Source organism: Hyphomicrobiaceae bacterium (assembly GCA_041397645.1).
Taxonomy (GTDB): domain Bacteria; phylum Pseudomonadota; class Alphaproteobacteria; order Rhizobiales; family Hyphomicrobiaceae; genus Hyphomicrobium_B.
Window position 1 is genome coordinate 2,696,529 of record JAWKWE010000004.1, and the last position, 16,262, is coordinate 2,712,790.

At 57.5% G+C, this 16,262-nt stretch carries 17 protein-coding genes and 2 pseudogenes; 9 read left to right on the forward strand and 10 right to left on the reverse strand.

The genetic code is table 11. From position 1 onward, the window contains the following. Positions 1 to 32 precede the first annotated feature (32 nt). The gene (locus R3D51_12550) at positions 33 to 791 is read right to left on the reverse strand and encodes a response regulator transcription factor (GenBank protein ID MEZ5900309.1); all 759 of its coding nucleotides are present in this window, start codon (positions 789 to 791) and stop codon (positions 33 to 35) included. Then, positions 791 to 1,384: a MarR family transcriptional regulator gene (locus tag R3D51_12555; protein MEZ5900310.1), complete on the reverse strand. Its 594-nt coding sequence runs from the start codon at positions 1,382 to 1,384 to the stop codon at positions 791 to 793. The genes R3D51_12550 and R3D51_12555 overlap by 1 nt, the downstream gene beginning before the upstream one ends. 202 nt (positions 1,385 to 1,586) lie before the next feature. On the opposite strand from R3D51_12555, the gene R3D51_12560 reads away from it, so the two are divergent. Beyond that, positions 1,587 to 2,483 (forward strand): branched-chain amino acid aminotransferase, encoded by an 897-nt coding sequence (locus R3D51_12560; GenBank protein ID MEZ5900311.1) that lies wholly within the window; start codon positions 1,587 to 1,589, stop codon positions 2,481 to 2,483. A gap of 124 nt (positions 2,484 to 2,607) precedes the next feature. Here R3D51_12560 and R3D51_12565 read toward each other — a convergent pair whose 3' ends face one another. After that, entirely contained in the window at positions 2,608 to 2,730 is a 123-nt protein-coding gene (locus tag R3D51_12565; protein ID MEZ5900312.1) for a hypothetical protein, read from the reverse strand. A gap of 307 nt (positions 2,731 to 3,037) precedes the next feature. Between R3D51_12565 and R3D51_12570 the strand changes: the two genes are divergently transcribed. The 4 genes from R3D51_12570 (at position 3,038) to R3D51_12585 (ending at position 5,947) form a co-directional block, all read left to right on the forward strand. After that, the gene (locus tag R3D51_12570; protein ID MEZ5900313.1) at positions 3,038 to 3,367 is read left to right on the forward strand and encodes a hypothetical protein; all 330 of its coding nucleotides are present in this window, start codon (positions 3,038 to 3,040) and stop codon (positions 3,365 to 3,367) included. Positions 3,368 to 3,529: 162 nt separating this feature from the next. Beyond that, positions 3,530 to 4,417: a hypothetical protein gene (locus tag R3D51_12575; protein ID MEZ5900314.1), complete on the forward strand. Its 888-nt coding sequence runs from the start codon at positions 3,530 to 3,532 to the stop codon at positions 4,415 to 4,417. A 577-nt stretch (positions 4,418 to 4,994) separates the two neighbouring features. Beyond that, complete coding sequence (locus tag R3D51_12580) at positions 4,995 to 5,273, forward strand: hypothetical protein (protein MEZ5900315.1); 279 nt, start codon at positions 4,995 to 4,997, stop codon at positions 5,271 to 5,273. 44 nt (positions 5,274 to 5,317) lie between these two features. Further along, positions 5,318 to 5,947: a glutathione S-transferase family protein gene (locus R3D51_12585; GenBank protein ID MEZ5900316.1), complete on the forward strand. Its 630-nt coding sequence runs from the start codon at positions 5,318 to 5,320 to the stop codon at positions 5,945 to 5,947. Positions 5,948 to 5,985: 38 nt separating this feature from the next. Here R3D51_12585 and R3D51_12590 read toward each other — a convergent pair whose 3' ends face one another. From R3D51_12590 to R3D51_12615, 6 genes and pseudogenes are all read right to left on the reverse strand, one after another. Then, positions 5,986 to 7,026, reverse strand: a complete 1,041-nt coding sequence (locus R3D51_12590; protein ID MEZ5900317.1) for a cell envelope integrity protein TolA — start codon at positions 7,024 to 7,026, stop codon at positions 5,986 to 5,988. Positions 7,027 to 7,158: 132 nt separating this feature from the next. Next, a complete protein-coding gene (locus tag R3D51_12595; protein ID MEZ5900318.1) occupies positions 7,159 to 7,974 on the reverse strand; it encodes an aldolase/citrate lyase family protein in 816 nt (271 codons plus the stop codon). 134 nt (positions 7,975 to 8,108) lie between these two features. Next, positions 8,109 to 8,396 (reverse strand): hypothetical protein, encoded by a 288-nt coding sequence (locus R3D51_12600; GenBank protein ID MEZ5900319.1) that lies wholly within the window; start codon positions 8,394 to 8,396, stop codon positions 8,109 to 8,111. Positions 8,397 to 8,576: 180 nt separating this feature from the next. After that, complete coding sequence (locus R3D51_12605; GenBank protein MEZ5900320.1) at positions 8,577 to 9,059, reverse strand: alkyl sulfatase C-terminal domain-containing protein; 483 nt, start codon at positions 9,057 to 9,059, stop codon at positions 8,577 to 8,579. Further along, a pseudogene (locus R3D51_12610) lies at positions 9,060 to 9,209 on the reverse strand (alkyl sulfatase dimerization domain-containing protein). It abuts the gene before it with no gap. 927 nt (positions 9,210 to 10,136) lie between these two features. After that, positions 10,137 to 10,574, reverse strand: coding sequence for a cysteine rich repeat-containing protein (locus tag R3D51_12615; GenBank protein MEZ5900321.1), 438 nt, complete (start codon positions 10,572 to 10,574; stop codon positions 10,137 to 10,139). A gap of 497 nt (positions 10,575 to 11,071) precedes the next feature. On the opposite strand from R3D51_12615, the gene R3D51_12620 reads away from it, so the two are divergent. The 3 genes from R3D51_12620 to R3D51_12630 all read left to right on the forward strand — a co-directional run bounded on the left by R3D51_12620 (position 11,072) and on the right by R3D51_12630 (position 14,222). Further along, positions 11,072 to 11,791, forward strand: a complete 720-nt coding sequence (locus R3D51_12620; GenBank protein ID MEZ5900322.1) for a helix-turn-helix domain-containing protein — start codon at positions 11,072 to 11,074, stop codon at positions 11,789 to 11,791. Between the two features lie 176 nt (positions 11,792 to 11,967). Further along, positions 11,968 to 13,395, forward strand: coding sequence for an arylsulfatase (locus R3D51_12625; protein ID MEZ5900323.1), 1,428 nt, complete (start codon positions 11,968 to 11,970; stop codon positions 13,393 to 13,395). Between the two features lie 236 nt (positions 13,396 to 13,631). Beyond that, positions 13,632 to 14,222, forward strand: coding sequence for a MarC family protein (locus tag R3D51_12630; GenBank protein MEZ5900324.1), 591 nt, complete (start codon positions 13,632 to 13,634; stop codon positions 14,220 to 14,222). 26 nt (positions 14,223 to 14,248) lie between these two features. Here the strand turns inward: R3D51_12630 and R3D51_12635 are convergent. Beyond that, positions 14,249 to 14,715: pseudogene (locus R3D51_12635) on the reverse strand (VOC family protein). Between the two features lie 679 nt (positions 14,716 to 15,394). Between R3D51_12635 and R3D51_12640 the strand changes: the two are divergent. Next, positions 15,395 to 16,261 carry a DUF4231 domain-containing protein gene (locus tag R3D51_12640; GenBank protein MEZ5900325.1) on the forward strand — a complete coding sequence of 289 codons (867 nt, stop codon included), beginning with the start codon at positions 15,395 to 15,397 and terminating at the stop codon, positions 16,259 to 16,261. Position 16,262 lies beyond the last annotated feature (1 nt).

Sequence of the window (16,262 nt, forward strand, 5' to 3'; positions counted from 1 at the left end):
TTCGTCTCGCTTCGCCAAAGGAGCGCAACGCATCAATCTGTGTATAGAACGTAGCCCTTGCCACGCGCCGTCTGCAGATAAACCGGGTTGGAGGGATCGCACTCGATTTTGCGGCGCAAGCGGTTGATCTGCACATCGATGGCGCGCTCACTGCCGGTTGACTCATCGCTGGACAATTCATGGCGCGGGACGGGCACGCCAATGCGATTGGCGAACAGGCGCAACAGATCTCGTTCGCGCTCGGTCAATTTGATGGTTTCGTCATCGCGCCTCAGCTCGCCGCGCGAGAGGTTGAAAACGCAAGGTCCCATTCGGATCTCGTCGTTCTGCACCGCCGCGCCCTGTCCGCGCCGCAGGATTATCTTCAAGCGCAGCAAAAGCTCGCGCGGCTCGAACGGCTTGGTCAGATAGTCGTCGACGCCGGTTTCCAGTCCCGCAATGCGGTCTTCCGGATTTGCCAGGGCGGTGAGCATCAGAATGGGTACAGGGCGGGTCGCCTTGAGATCGCGTGCCAAGCTGAGGCCAGTCTCACCCGGCATCATTACGTCGAGAAGGACCAAATCAAACGAAAGGCCACGCATGTATGAGCGGGCCGAGGCCGCATCTGCGGCCTGGGTTACTCGAAAGCCGCTCGATAGCAAAAACCGGCTCAACAGATCTCGGATCTTTTGGTCGTCATCGACCACGAGGATATGGGGAGCGTTGTCGGGCAAGGGATCGCAGCGCGTGCGTGTGCTCTGAGCCGGATCGTTAATTTGAAAGGACGCATCCTGTCCCCCGGTGCCTTTCATCAGTCAGCTCCATTGCGTGTCTTGATCGCCGTGTTCGCGCCGCCAGCGTTGATCAGCGCTTCCACATAAGGGCGATCTTTCTCCGCAATCATGCCAAAAAGAAAGCGGCGTGTGAGGCCTTCTGCCCCAGGGCCAGCTTTCGCAAGTGCAGCCTCGACCCGTTTTGTTTGTATTTCCGTCAGCTTGTCGGTCAGTCTTGCGCCTTTGGTTGAGACGTAGAGTCTGCGCTCTCGGCGATCCTCGTCTCCCGCCCGCTGGATAATGAAGCCCTCATCGACAAGCTGCTTGAGAACGCGCGCCAGGGCCTGTTTCGTGATCTTCAGAATTTCCAATAATTCCGCAACCTTGAGCCCTGGGTTGCGATGCACAAAATGCAACACGCGGTGGTGTGCGCGGCCAAACCCGTAGTGTTCCAGGATGGTGTCGGGATCGCAGGTGAAGTCGCGATAGGCGAAGTAGAACAGCTCGACACAAGCGACAGGATCGAGCGGTGCGGTCTCCTCACGCACTTCGCCCGACCCTTCGGACTTCGAACTATTGCTAGCGGCCACACTCCTTTGGCCGGACGCAGCATCGGACGTTATGTCAGTCATGTTGACTTATTGGCCTTGAATGTTTCCCGTTTCAAGTCAAATTGTTGGGCAATTCCATGCCTGACCCTGTCGTCTCGCACTTGCCCAATAGGGGGGTTGGGAGTTAAGGCTTCGGAAGTTGCTTTCCTCCCCTCCGAAGACCCCCAGGTGCGCTTGGCCGCCACCGCTGGGTACAACCTGCTATATCGGGACTTAAATCTTCATGGCTGACATCGCACCCTATCACGACCGCGACGGCTTCATCTGGCTCGACGGACAACTCGTTCCCTGGCGCGATGCCAAGGTTCACATCCTGACCCATGCTCTTCATTACGGAAGCGCGGTATTCGAGGGCGAGCGGGCGTACGACGGCGAGATCTTCAAGCTGCGCGAGCACAGCGAACGTCTGATCGAGGGTGCTGGGATTTTGGACTTCAAGATCCCCTACACCGCTGAGCAGATTGATGCGGCTTGCCGCGAAACCATGCGCGCCAACAATCTCACTGATTGCTACGTAAGGCCGATTACCTGGCGCGGAAGCGAGACGATGGGCATCTCGGCGCAGGCCAACACCATCCACCTCGCCATCGCCGCGTGGAATTGGGGCTCCTATTTTCCCATGGAGCAGCGTCTGAAGGGCATCCGGATCTGCATGGCGGGATATCGTCGGCCAGCACCCGACAGCGCCCCTTACCGCGCCAAGGCCGCTGGTCTTTATATGATTTGCACCATTGAAAAACACCGCGCAGAGCGCAGCGGCTACTCAGATGCGCTGATGCTCGACTATCGCGGCCACGTTGCTGAGTGCACTGGAGCCAACGTATTCTTCATCAAGGACGGCGTCATCAATACGCCGACGCCTGATTGTTTCCTCGATGGCATCACGCGGCGCACGGTCATAGATCTTGCCAGGGCGCGCGGTATGACGGTCAACGAACGCACGATTATGCCGGAGGAACTCGGGACCTTTACGGAGTGTTTTATCACAGGCACGGCTGCCGAAGTAACGCCGGTGTCTGAAATCGGCGAGCATCGCTACAAGCCTGGTCAAATCACCGAGACCTTGCTCAACGACTATATGGCGTTGGTTCGGCCCAAGAAGCAGGCTGCCGCCGAATAGGGCGGCGTTGATTAGCTGCCAGACAAAAAATTCAAAAAGCCCCAGCTCGCAAACGAGCCGGGGCTTTTTTGCGTCGAGAAAATAGTGCCGCGAGCGCACTTCTGCGCTTTGAGCTTCTCGATGCTTATTTGTTGATGGAGTGCTGTGTGGTAGCGCCGAGCTTCATCGGCACGTACTCGGGAGTTTCACGACGGCAAGCGCCGAGAGCCAGAGCAGCAACACAAACAGCAAGGACCGTATACTTCATTTGACTGTACCCCGTAAAAAACGCTCGATCGAAATTGATCTCAACACCACAACGCGGCGGTGAACCGAGTGTTCCTTTTTTTGGTTACCATCTTCTTACCAAATGTCGCGTCGTGAAGAGGCTAGTCGCTGGACGATGCGTTTCGGCAACACCGCTTGCTCACGCGGGGCGCGCATTGCCAACAGTCCCCATTGAGGAATGTGCAGCGCGGATCTTTGAAAGAATTGATGAACCGTCTCGTAGTCGGGCGCGACCGAGGAAACGGAAGCACCGTTCGGTGCCGACTTTTCAACGAGGAGTTCATATCATGAAAAATTTCGCTCTTACCGCCGCCGTGCTGACCATTTCGGCTTTTGTTACGGGGGCGGCAATTGCCGCCGGGCCGTTTGTTCCGGCAAAAACGGCCGTGGTTTCCAAGGGCTCGATCGAATTGGCGGCAAGTCGCAAACCTGCGCGTCGTCATTCCACCGCGCAGCTGAAGGGCAATGGTCGCGTCGTGAAGGACACCTGTCCGGGCGGTGACAAGAAATGCATCAAGGATCTTGTGGCCTCGTGCGACAAGGCTGGCGGCGGATTGTCGACGCAGCCCGACGGTGGCGTCGATTGCTATGTGGTCGGCATCCACGACCAGCCCTGACCTTTTTCTACACTTGCAGATTACTGGAACACGCGCAGTCGGGACAAAAGCCCGGCTGCGCTCATGCCGGTTTCGTTCCAACTTGCCTTTTTTTTGCCAGTTGGATTTGGCTGCTAATACAACTGCGGGAAATGGTGCCACGAATGCGGTTGAGGATTTGTCATGTTTCCCCGCTTCCTTACTTCCGAAACTGCCGAGCCGGCCTTCAGTCGTGATTTCGACGAGGGCGCAGACGAGTTTGATTTGCGCGCGCACGGAGTGGAGGACGAACTCGTGTGCGGAGAACGGATTTGTCCGTCGCATGCAACGCCGCCCGGGAGTTCATGGCTTCAATCCTGGCTTGTCGTCGTTTCGATCATGGGGGCTGGCTGGGCGTGGATGCAATTGCCATCGACGCTGACGTCACCCGCGCGAGCAGCCATCGCATCGGCCACGTCCGCAGTAATGGCTCAATTTGCAAACGTGTCTTCTCAGCCCTCGGCTGTGTCCGAAGGCGCAGGTGACACAGCGCAGGCACAGCCGCCGCCTGCCCCGCTGCCGCCGGCACTTGAGAGTGGGGAGGAGGTGGCATCCGCTCCGGGCGCCGATGCTGGAGTTAAGGTGGAGTCAAATCCCGTGGTCCCGCCACAAGAGCAAGATCAGTCTGAGATCGCTGCTCCTGATCAAGAGCAGAAAGCGGAAGGTGTCGAGAATGCGGGCGTAGAGGTGGAACGTCTGCACGAACCGAAGGTTAATCCGTCTGATCGCTATGCGTCACGTGCGCTGGCGGTGGGGCTGCATCCTGATCTTTCCCGCGTATTGCTAAAAAAGCTGACGTCCGCCGATTTTGAAAACGCGCGCAAGGCAATTACCGCAGCCCTTTCTGAGACGCCTCAGGACGGCACGTACGTCTGGCCGCGCAAGCCCGAGGCATCACGCGCCCAGTTCGAGATCCGCTTTGTCGCAGGCGCGCCGAAGGATTGTCGCCGCTATGTTGTGACGGTGATCAAGGATCGCTGGTCAACAACTGCGCGGGCAATGGAGAAATGCACGGGAACTGTGCGAGGATGACATATCAGATGCGCGGCCTGGAACCGTGCATATGTCTCCGCGTTGTGCGATGGCATGACGATGTAACAATCGCGTAGGTGTCCCATGCCCGGTCTAAAGTCGCTAGCTTTGTTGGTGTCAGCAGTTGCGTTCGCAGGCGTGATCCACGCAAACGAGGCAAGAGCGGTTAGCGACGACGTCCGCAACGCTTGCCACACAGATTACGTGACCTATTGCAAGCATCATCGTATTGGATCGAATTCTCTGCGCGCGTGCATGCGGGAAAATAGCAAGCGGCTTTCTCCAAGTTGCAGGCTAGCGCTGATGACGTCTGGTGAAGCGTCGCCCGAAGACGTACGTCGCTACAAGCGCGATATGGCGAAGGGCGGTCATTAGCGCGTCGCCCAAACTGTTATTGTTCATTCACTCAAACTGCACTCGTTAACCTGTATAACGCTGGGCGAAATCTTCTGCCCGCAAACGCGAGGCGCGTGGCCGCAGAGCTGCGCTTGCACTTGCGTGGATACTCCCTTGGTATTAGCAACGGCAGGAAACATGCTCCTCCCGAGGAGTTGACCCGCTTCCCAAGGAGTTTCCGATGGCAGACCCCAATAAAAAAATTGAAGAGCTCCAGCGCCAGAACGCCGAACTCTCCGGCATGATGCTCGCAACCGGCGTCATCCTCACTCAGCTCCTGCAATCCATCTGCAAGCGTGAGTTGAACCCTCAGGCTGCAGCGGGCCGCATCATGCAGACGGCGCGCGAAGGCATCGAAAGCTTTGCGAAAGAGACAGACGCTGATCCTCAGATGAAGAAGCGCGCACTTGAAGCGGTGCAACAGTATGAAGACCAGATCCGCTCCGTACTCGCAGTGTGATCGCTGCCGCTTTCAGCCTTTCTTACTCATCAGTAGGATCATGCATGTCACGGATTGCATTCTACACAAACCCGATGAGCCGGGGACAAATCGCGCGCTGGGCGCTGCATGAGGTCGGTGCCGAATATGATCAGCACCTGATTGACTACGGGCCGCCGATGAAAGCTCCGGCGTATCTCGCCATCAATCCGATGGGGAAGGTGCCTGCGATCGTTCACGATGGTCATGTAGTGACCGAGGCTGCCGCGATCTGCCTGTATCTTGCCGAGGCATTTCCGCAGGCCGGTCTGCTGCCGCAAACGCTTGCCGAGCGGGCCGACTACCTGCGCTGGACGTTCTTTGCGGCTGGGCCAGTCGAGCAGGCAATTACCAGCCGCTCGATGGGATGGAGCGCTGAAGGCGACAAGATGAAAGAGGGCCGCCTGGGATTTGGCTCCTATGAGCGCTCGGTATCGACGTTGGCAGGTCTCTTTGATGGGCGCGATTACGTGTGCGGGGATCGTTTCACGGCGGCCGATGTTTATGTTGGCTCGCAGGTGGATTGGGGGCTTGCCTTCAAGACGATTTCTCCAACCCCTGCACTCGAAGCCTACGCTGCGCGGATGCGTGCGCGGCCAGCGTATCAAGCCGCCAAAGCCATCGACAACGCGCTTATCGCCAAGGCGAACGGCTGAACGCAGATCTAGCCTCCCTAGATCAAGCTCTCGTTCTTTCACTCGTAGATGTAGGTTACGATGAACACGAGATCGGCAGGGACGGCGTTGTACGGCGGCAATGGGAAGCTCGTCTGTCTGGTTGCGAATACGACGCTTTGATCCAGGCCCGCCACGTTCGAGGGCATTTCCACGTTGGTGCTGACGAGGTTGCCGTTCCGGTTCAGCGTGATGCGCACACGTACGCGCCCGCGCGTATTGCTCAGTTGCGGCATCGTTGCTTGAAGTGCGCGGATCACGCCGCGCGCGAAGTCGTCGTTGGCGCCTGAGCGCGTAATGCCGGCCGGACGCTCGAAACCCGCGCCTCGGCTACCCGGCGGGGGAGAGAACGAGCGCGGGATACTGAGATCGAGGTTGGCCGTCTTTGTCTTCTTCGGCTTCGGAGTTGGCTTAGGCTCGGTCTTCTTGGCTTTTTCCTTCTTGGGCGACTCTTCGGCCTCTTTCTTCGGAGGCGGGGGAGCAGCCGGCTCGGATTTGTCGGCCTTTGCTTCGTCGGCTCCTGGATCCGGCGGAAGGCTGTCGCGAAGCTCGTTCGGAGGCGCGATGGACGCGGTTGCCTCCTTGTCGGCCTCGCGATCGGGAGCGGTTTCAGCTTGGCTCTTGCTTAGTTCGGGTTCGGGCTTGACCGGCTCTGCGGCCTTCGTCTCGGGTTCGGGCTGCTGCTGCTCGCGCTGTTGTTGCTCGGTCTGCTCGGGTTCGGGAGGCGGGGCGGGTTGCGGCGGCTTGGGCTCTGCGAGTTGCGGCGGCGGAACCGGCTCCCCGGCCGCATGATCCTCGACGGTCGACTTTCCCTTCAGATCGGCTTCCGACACCAGCGAAACGCTGATCGCATCATCCACGCCGCTTGCATCGCCGATCTGGCGAGGATGCGAGGTGGAAATGAGCCCGGTCAGCAGGCAGACGTGCACGGCGAGCGCCGCGATCAGCCAGCGGCGAAAGCGATTGACGTCCGCCGAGACAGACGTCTTCTCGCTCGTAAAGCCGTCCGCTGGCTTTGCGAGTTCGAATTCCGCAGATGTCGATGCCGTAGTTGCGCCCATCGCGCCGCAGCATATGACTTTTCGCTGCCCGGGGGTATGCCGGAACGGGCAGTTTTCACATCCTGTTTACGGCCAGCGGCGAAATGCGCGGGCCTCCGAGCCCGCAACCGCACTTTAACGCCAGGCTTTGGTTCAGTCTGACGATAAGTCCTGAGGCAGCATTTGCGCGGCGATTGCACTCAGCCAGTTGGCGTCAGTGCCGATGGCGAGCGATTGCCAGCCCATGCGGGCCATCTCGCGCGCGTACTCGGCATCGTTGGCGAAAATGAAAGTGATGACCCCTGCGGCGGTGGCGCGTGCGTGGACGTGCGCGATGGCCTCGCGGACTTCCTTGGCGCGGATGTCGCGATGTCTGCCGTTGGACAGCGACAGCGCCAGATCGTTCGGACCGAGGCAAATCATGTCGAGCCCTTCCACTGCGCAGATCGCGTCCACGTTCTCGACTGCGCGCTTGGTCTCGATCTGCCCGCAGGCGATGGTCCATGCGTTGGCGGCTTCGACGTAATCGCCCTCGATTAGGAACTTGCCGCGATAGGGACCGAAGCTGCGGCCCCCGAGCGGGGGAAACTTCGCCGCCTGCACGAGCCGCGCGGCATCTTCCGCAGTGTCGATCATCGGCACGATGACGCCTTGTGCGCCCGCATCGAGTGCGCGGCCGATCAGGCCGGTGTCGAGGTGGGCGATGCGTACCAATGCCGGAACGTGCGCCGCGCGCGCCGCTGTGAGGCAGGCGAGAAGCTCGGTGTTGCCGCCCGCGCCATGTTGCTGGTCGATAACGACGGCGGGCCATCCGGCGTCCGCGACCGTCTCGACCACGAGCGACGAGCCCAGCCCCAGCCAAGCGGTCGGCAGCGGTTTGCGAGTTTTGAGCAGCGCGCGAAAATCGGCGGACGTGCTAGGGTTCTTGGGGGCTGGATTTTTTCCGGCTGGCATTTTTTCGGTTGGCATGAAGACGTCTTTCGGATGGAACGTTTTGTTCGTCGGCTTGAAAGCTTCGCGCGCAGGACACGGTCATGCGCGGGCAAACGCAAGCGAAATCTGTGGCGCCCGGGCCTACCGCGCTTTCGGGTTCGCGGCGCACTTTAGGCGGCGGGCCTGAGTGGGCCGGGCGGATTGCTCGGCTCGTGCGCGAAGTATTTGAGCGTCACATACGCGCCGATCCACGAGCCGACTACGGCGAATAGCACGTAGATCCAATTGTTGGTGTAGCTGATAACCGCAAACGAGGAGAGCATGTACCATATGCCGCTCCAGTTCGCGGCGTGGAGCGCGTTCCTTGTGACGACGGCGGATGTGAACTTGACGTAAGCGGCGTCGGTCGCGGCGGTTGCGATCAACACGCCGAGTGCGATGAGTGGATCAAACGACATGGGCGGCTCTCACCTGTTCTGTAGGACGCCCGATATTGGCATATGTCGGAGGAAATAAGGAGGTGGATGGGGGCAGCGAGGGGGGAAGGAGCGGTTATCAGACTCAAAGATGAGCAATAGCTGCCTCTGCCGGGAGCAGATGAGCAACGCCTCTCTTCTATTCTGACACGACCTTCCCGCTTACTCGGCGATAATTTTTTCGGGGATCGCTTCGTATGGGTTGGCGTGCGCCACCTTTTCTGTCCTCGACTTTGTGCCCGGCATAATTTCAAAGCGCGGGTCAAAGTCTACCATGGTCGATGCAAGCTGCTTGAGGATGCTGATGTCACCTTCGACTTTTGCGGTGCCGTTCGCAATTTGAGATTCGAGTGTCTTCGCACCTACCATGGTTTGCTCAAGATCCGAGCGGTTTATCGTTAGCGTTAGATCAGGCTTGTCGGACTGGAAGCCCTGAATATTGGTGAGCGTTGCGTTCTCAAGCTCAACGATAAACTTTTCCCCGTTGTCTGGGGTGACAAGATTTATCACGAACTGCATACCTTCGGCCTTGCGGCTGTCCATTCGAATGGCAAGGAAGTTCAAGAATAGCTCTGTCGACATAGCTCGGATGACATCCGGCGAACTGGAGTTGGCGGTTTCGCCTTGTGGGATGCCCGACCGCAACTCGTAAGCGCCAGCAAGAAAACTGTTCCGTAGCCCCGGATTTTCCTGCTGGTATCCGATCTGTTCAAAGACATCGGCCAGCAAATCCTTTGCGTCGGCGTTGTCGGGCTCTGCCTGCACCAGCTTGTCCAAGATCTCCGATGCCAATAGATATTGGCCGCTATAGCAACGTCAAAAGCTCTTGGCCGACAGCAATGCTCATCACAGTGAAAGCCGATGAGCATTGCTACCGGTAGCAGATCACTTACACGTGCAATTGACGTCGGAAGGACCTTTGCCCTCAGTGTTGCCGCCTGTGCACGTGGGAGTCTTTCCTTCGGGGCAGGTCACCGAGCACGATTGAGTTTTGTCCGCGCTGTTCGCCGAACATGTTCGCGTTTCTTCTGCAATGGCAAGATTAACACTCAAACTTGCGATGGCGATTGACGACGCAATGACTAGCAACTTACGCATGCACTTCCTCCAATATAAAATGACTATTTTGTCGCTTTTGTTAACAAGTCTGACTCTTCGGCAGCGCATTGAAATGCTATGTGCCACCAAGGTGGAAAGCTCCGATAGCTGGCCTTTTTGGCGTTGATATAGATCAACGGAAATCAAATTTTGGCAAAGAATATTTTTTTTGTAATGGTCGGTCGATGCAATGAAATGGGACGATCCAATCTACTTTTTCCACTTATCACCGCCGTTTTTCCGTGTCTGTCATTTCAGTTTTCGTCACGGCTCGCAGCGCGCGAAGACTCTTTGGGTGCCGCGGAAGCCTACAAGACGATCGCGTCTGTCCTGAGGATCGACGATGTGTCGACAGTCCTGGCCTCAGGAATAACGGGCCTGGGAAGCGTCGCTGGCTTTGTCGGCCGCATTAGCAGTGCGTCGCAACTGACCGACTGCGAGCGTGGCGGCTGCGCTTCTCGCTTCAGCCATTCAGCAATATGCACCGCACGTGGAAGTGTCGCGGATGTGACCGCTAGCGGAAAGCGCGGGAGCGAATGAGGCGCTGGTGATGCGGGGCCATCGAGGGCCCTGCGTAGGGCGCTCGATGGCGTTAGCGATCTTCATCTCTTAACAGGCCAGGCTTCAACGAGAGAGGCCAAGACGCTTCATGTCGGGCCCAGCCTTCGCCAGCGCAGCACGGCACGTGTCCGTCAGTGTCGCCTTGTGGCTCTTGATGCATTCATAAAGGCGTCCGCCGCCTGGTGCTACGTCGCTGCAATACTGAAGAAGGTCGGAGCTGCATTGGCGTTCGTAGACCTGAAGGTTGGCGTTGGCTGCGAAAAAGTCGTCTACGCCTCGATAGACGGCGACCGCGCACTGCACCGACAGTTTGTCTTCATAGGCGTATAGGCAGGCCGCCACACGCCCACCGCCAAGCGTTACCCCTTTGCAGTATGTTTTGAGCTCGGGTGCGCACTTTTCGCTGACTTCGCCAACGATGGACTGCTGAGCCGAAGCTGTGCCGGTTGTGAATACGCCGCCGACCAGCGCGGCGAGCACGAATATTGCCTTCAAGTTCATTGCTAAGACTCCCCTTTCAAATTTCCCAATGTTAGCAGCAGCTTCAGTGAGCTGATGTCAAAGCATTTGAGTGCATCTCGTAGCTTGGAACGATGTAATTTTTACAACGAAAGACGGGACTTTGGCCGCTTTCCACCTTGACCGTTCCTGATATACTCCCTCGCCTTAGAAAAGGGGTTGCTTCAATTCTAGCGCAGGATCGTTCAAAAGCCCTTCTGGCAGATCAAATGTTGCAGACGCCGGCAGTTTTTACGTGCTCGTTCGATGACGTTGGGCCGTTTGCTCGCGCTCTCACGCAGGCCGAGGTGTCTTGTTTTCAGACAAGCACGGGGCCTATCCAGTTCGATCTTGCTATATGCAAAAGCCCTCAAATGGAGTTGCACTTCACCTCAATGCCGCTCGGGGGATGCATCGCAACCGGCAAGACTGCTACGACAACACAAAGCTTTCACATTCCATTGGGAACCCGACCGCTCATTGCCATGGGAGGCAGGCAAATGGAGGGGGATTCGTTTGCAGCATATGCCCCTGGCGGGGAGCACGTAATACGTGCGCACGGTGGTGCCCGGCTTGCCTATATCGTGCCTAGCCCCGAACTGATCGAGCAGACGTCGTTCGCGCACCTCCTCGGCAAGGCGACAATTCAGGAAAAGGCAAATCTAGAAATCATCTCGACCGGCTCCGATGCGATGACACGGCTGCAGAATTTTTTGCAGGATCTGGGAAGCCTCGCTACCAACACGCCTCAGGCAATGTCGAATGCGCAGGTGTTTCGCCACATGGAGCAGGTGCTGATGGAATTGCTTGTCGCCGCCTATTCTTCTCGTGGGCCGGAGGGTGGCAATACGGGTCGAGCACCGCATTCCCGTCGTCGCGTCTTGCATAAAATCGACGAGCTCCTTCGGTCGAAGGCTACAGAACCCGTGTATGTGACCGACCTTTGTACGGTTGCCGGGATAAGCCAGCCGACGCTTTATCGGGTTTTCTACGATACGTTTCAGATTAATCCCAAACGATACTTACAGCTGCGACGCCTGCACCTTGCGCGCGAGAGATTGCAGGACAGCTCAAATCCAGCGCAGTCTGTTTCCACGATCGCATTTGACTGCGGCTTCTGGCAGCTTGGACGCTTTGGACAAGCCTATCGGGAGCTTTTTGGGGAAACACCCTCGCAGACCCTGCGTCGATCCCGCAATGGCGCACCTAAAATCAGCTGATGTACGCGGCTTTGCTAGCTTTGGCCCTTGCTGCATTGGTTTCGGAGGGAAGAAGTCGATACTGAATGAAACTGGCATAGTCGTCTCGAAGGAGGGTTGTTATCCATCGGGCGATTTTGAACCCTATGGGAGGATGACTTTTGCGAACCGGCGGATCCCGAGGCTTGCCTGACTGCGTGCAGGACGCGGCGCGAGTCGTTTGTTTATTCTTATGCTTTGCTGTCTTTCAATCTGCCGCCTTTGTTGGACGGGCGGAGACAGCGCCTGCCAAAAAGCCGAACATCGTTTTCATTCTGGCAGACGATATGGGCTGGAAGGATGTTGGCTACCACGGCTCCGATATCAAAACACCGTCGCTCGATAAGCTGGCCGATGCTGGAGCCAAGCTTGAACAACACTACGCTATGCCAATGTGCACGCCGAGCCGCGCCGCACTTATGACAGGCCGCTATCCGATGCGATATGGCTTGCAGATCGGCGTGATCCCCGGTGCGGGAACGTATTCGCTTGCGACGGATGAATACTTGCTGCCGCAAATGCTGAAGGAAGCCGGGTACAAGACATACATGAGTGGAAAGTGGCATCTTGGTCATGCCAAGAAGGACTTCTATCCAAATCACCGCGGCTTCGATTCTTTCTACGGCGCAACGGTCGGTGAGATAGACCACTTCACTCACGCATCGCATGGCGTGGACGATTGGTATCGGAATGACGATCCGATAAAGGAAGAGGGATTTGATAATAGTCTGTTCGGCGCTGAGGCGGTGAGGGTCATTGAAGCCCACGATCCAAAAGATCCGATGTTTCTATATCTGGCGTTCACCGCGCCTCACACTCCATTCCAAGCCCCTCAGGAGTATTTGGACCGCTATTCCTCCATTTCCGACAAGAACCGTAGAGCCTATGCAGCTATGATCTCGGTGATAGACGACGAAGTTGGGAAAGTCGTTGATGCCCTTGATAGGAAAGGGATGCGCGAGAACACACTGATTGTCTTCGCCAGCGATAACGGTGGCGTGCGTTCGTCGATGTTCGCTGGGGACACGAAGGTCGAAGGTGGCTTGCCTGCGAGCAACGGCCCGTTCCGCGATGGCAAAGGCACGACCTACGAGGGAGGTACGCGGGTCGCTGCTTTTGCAAACTGGCCCGGGCATATTAAGGCTGGAGTCGTGGATCAGCCGATTCATCTCGTTGATTGGTTTCCGACCTTCGCGAAGCTTGCAGGTGCAAATTTCTCTAAAGGCAAACCCCTCGATGGCCTGAACGTTTGGCAGACGGTTAGCGCAGGCGCGCCTTCGCCGCGTAAGGAGATGCTTTATAACGTCGATCCGATGGGTGGCGCTTTGCGAATGGGCGAGTGGAAGCTTGTCTGGAAAGCCTCATTGCCTCCCAAGGTCGAACTTTTCAATCTCAAGAACGACCCCTCGGAAGCTAGAAATCTAGCGGCCGGAAACCCTGGAAAAGTGAAGCTTCTTCAGAATCGATTGACGGAACTCGCCGGCCAGATGGCGCCGCCGCTTCTGTTGATGGAAGCTGTGCGGCTGACCTATTACGTGCCTCCCGTTTCCGCGGATCCGACGGCGATATTTTCCGGAGGCGACTGATTCAGCCGCGCGACGGAGCGACGGCAAACAAACCTAATAATGGCTGCAGCTAAGCCGAAGCCGAGGGCCGAGTCGTTCACAACTCGGTCCCGGCGGGCCTTCGCTGCAGCCATTCTTTTCGTCATCGCGTCGGGCAACGTATCGGGGCATACTGGTCGCGTAGCCAGTTAGACGGACGCAAATCTAAAATTGCCCGCGACTGGAAGAAAGAAACAAGGTTTGGAACTCCCGCCGCCATGCATGAAGTCCTACAAGCGACCGCAACGGTCCTGTCGTTGATCAACCCGGTTGTGTGCGCGGCAATGTTCAACGTCGCGATGTCAGGTCAAGACCGATCCGCAAGGCTCGCCGCCGCCACGAAGGCGTTGCTTGCGATCGCAATCATCTTGATCATGGCGGCGCTGTTTGGGACCAAACTCCTTGCGCTGTTTGGAATTTCGCTTGATGCCTTCGCGGTGGCAGGTGGCGGCATCCTTATCTGGATCGGGATTGGCATGTTCAATCCCGGCGGCAACACGACTTCGACATCACCGGAGGCGTCGAACTCGCTTGGGCCGCTGATCATGTTCGGCGCAAGCCCTGGAACGATAACGGGCGTCATCACGATTGCGGCCCACCACTCTGGAACCGACCTGCCCATCAGTGCCCTTGTCGCCATTGTGATTGCGGTTCTCGTAACCTGGATCGTTGTCGTGTCCCTGTCCCAGTTGGGCAGGACGGAGCGCCCGAGCTTCTGGCGCTCGTTGGCGACGCGCTACATGGGCTTGATCGTTATTGCCATGGGCGTGCAGTTCGCGCTTTCCGGATGGAAGGCGTTTATGGCCTAAGCCCGCTTGGCTGAGAGTGACACCCCTCATCCTCGCCGCGCGGCTTCGATTTTTGCGACGTCGATCTTCTTCATGTCCATCATCGCAGCAAACGCGCGTTTGGCTTCCTCGCCGCCGGCGGAGATCGCGTCGGTCAGCGCGCGCGGTGTGAGGAGATGCCCCACTTGTCCTTGCACCAGCCGCACGCACTCTCTTGGCCGCCGTTGCCGACGATGGCGTTCCAGTAGCGATCTGTCTCTTCCTGATCGTCGGTGGCGATCTGGAAGGAGAATGCTTCATTGTGCTTGAAGGCGGGGCCGCCGTTGATGCCGACGCAATCAACGCCCGCCACCGTGAACTCGACGACCAGCACGTCGCCCGCTTTGCCGGAGGGGTAGTCGCCGGGTGCGCGACGGACGGCGCGTACCGCGCTGTTGGGAAAGGTCACGGCGTAGAACTGCGCGGCTTCCTCCGCATCCTTGTCGTACCAGAGGCAAATCGTGTTCTTGGCCATAACGTTTCCTCTCTCTTTAAGCTGCGCCGGGCGACTTTCCTTTCGTTTGCGCCTTCCGACACGCCTCCGGCGCGCCGGCCGGAAGGCGCGACGCGACACGCGCACACGGCGGCCGGCTCCCCGGAGGGGAGTCGCCGTGTGCAATCAATAAAGCACGAAGCGGACGGGTTCCGCGGCGTGGGTCTTCGCAATAATCGTCTCGGAACCGGTCCGCTCCGTGACAGCCAAAGATCAGGGTTCCGGCAGGCCACTTAATGAAGCGGGATATTCCGCACACGGTTTTTCTCATGCCGTGCGGACCTGCTTTCCGCCTTGACCGCATCGCGCGCGTGAGGCGAGCGGGTCTGGCTGCCCCATCCGAGCGCCGCGCGACGCCTCACGCGATGCCCTTGCCGGATGGGTAAAACCGATTATGCTGGGCACTGACGAATCCGGGGATAAGTTTTTAGATGCGCCGGGCGGCCGGCTCGACGAAGGAGAGTTGCCCGCGCCAGCTAAAGTGGGAAGCAGCGAGCGCGGTGCTCTGCGCCCGCCGGTCGGCTCGCGGAACGCGAGTCGCCGGGCGCAATTAAAAGAGAGGTCGGGGATAAATTTTTTGTGGGGGTTGGTCAGGGCCTGTTATCACGAAATAAAGTGCAAGTGATACTGAACATATTTTTTGTAGATCGGAGGTGATAGAATGAAGCACGAGGATTATCCTGCTTTATTTCTAGATGCGGATGCGGCTTCCAATTTATATCAGGCGAAATTTTTACAACTCATTCGTGGGGAATATTTCGCGCTATTCCTGGCGGCTCTATTCTCCATGAATATTTTTGCAGGCGTTTTTTATTATGTCCTATACGCTGGTATTTTCTTTGTAGGTCTTCTCGTTCTTGTGAGTCGCGCACAGAGCAAGCCGGAACAATGGTGGTATCGCTGTCGCGCGCTTGCCGAGAGTGTAAAAACATTAACGTGGCGTTACATGATGCGGGCTGCCCCATTCAATGTCGATGATGCCACGGCAAAGCTGAGGTTGCGTGACGAATTGCACGAGATGTTTGTAGAGAATAAGGAGACAGCCAAGCAGATTACAAATGATTGGTCTGGCAATAATCAAATTACCGCCGCGATGGTGGCTGTGCGCGCGATGAAGCGCGCCGATCGAATGAAATATTATCTCGACAACCGCGTCGACGATCAAAGGAGTTGGTATAAACGCGAGTCAAAGATGAATCGTGACTCCGCGCGGTTCTGGGTTTGGATGAGCGGCATCGCCTACGTTCTAGCCGGGGGCATGGTCCTTTCTCGTATTGCTTGCCCCGAGTGGAAGTATTGGCCAATTGAGCCCCTGATAGTCGTAGCGGCCTCTATTGTGGGTTGGATGCAAATCAAGAAATTTAATGAACTTGCCGCCGCTTACACCGTGGCGGCTCACGAAATTGGATTAATTCGGCCAAAGGCTGATTCGGCGAATAATGATGCTGATTTCTCAGAATTTGTGAATGACGCAGAGAAAGCGTTCTCGCGAGAGCATACTCTTTGGATTGCCAGACAGTCGGATTAGG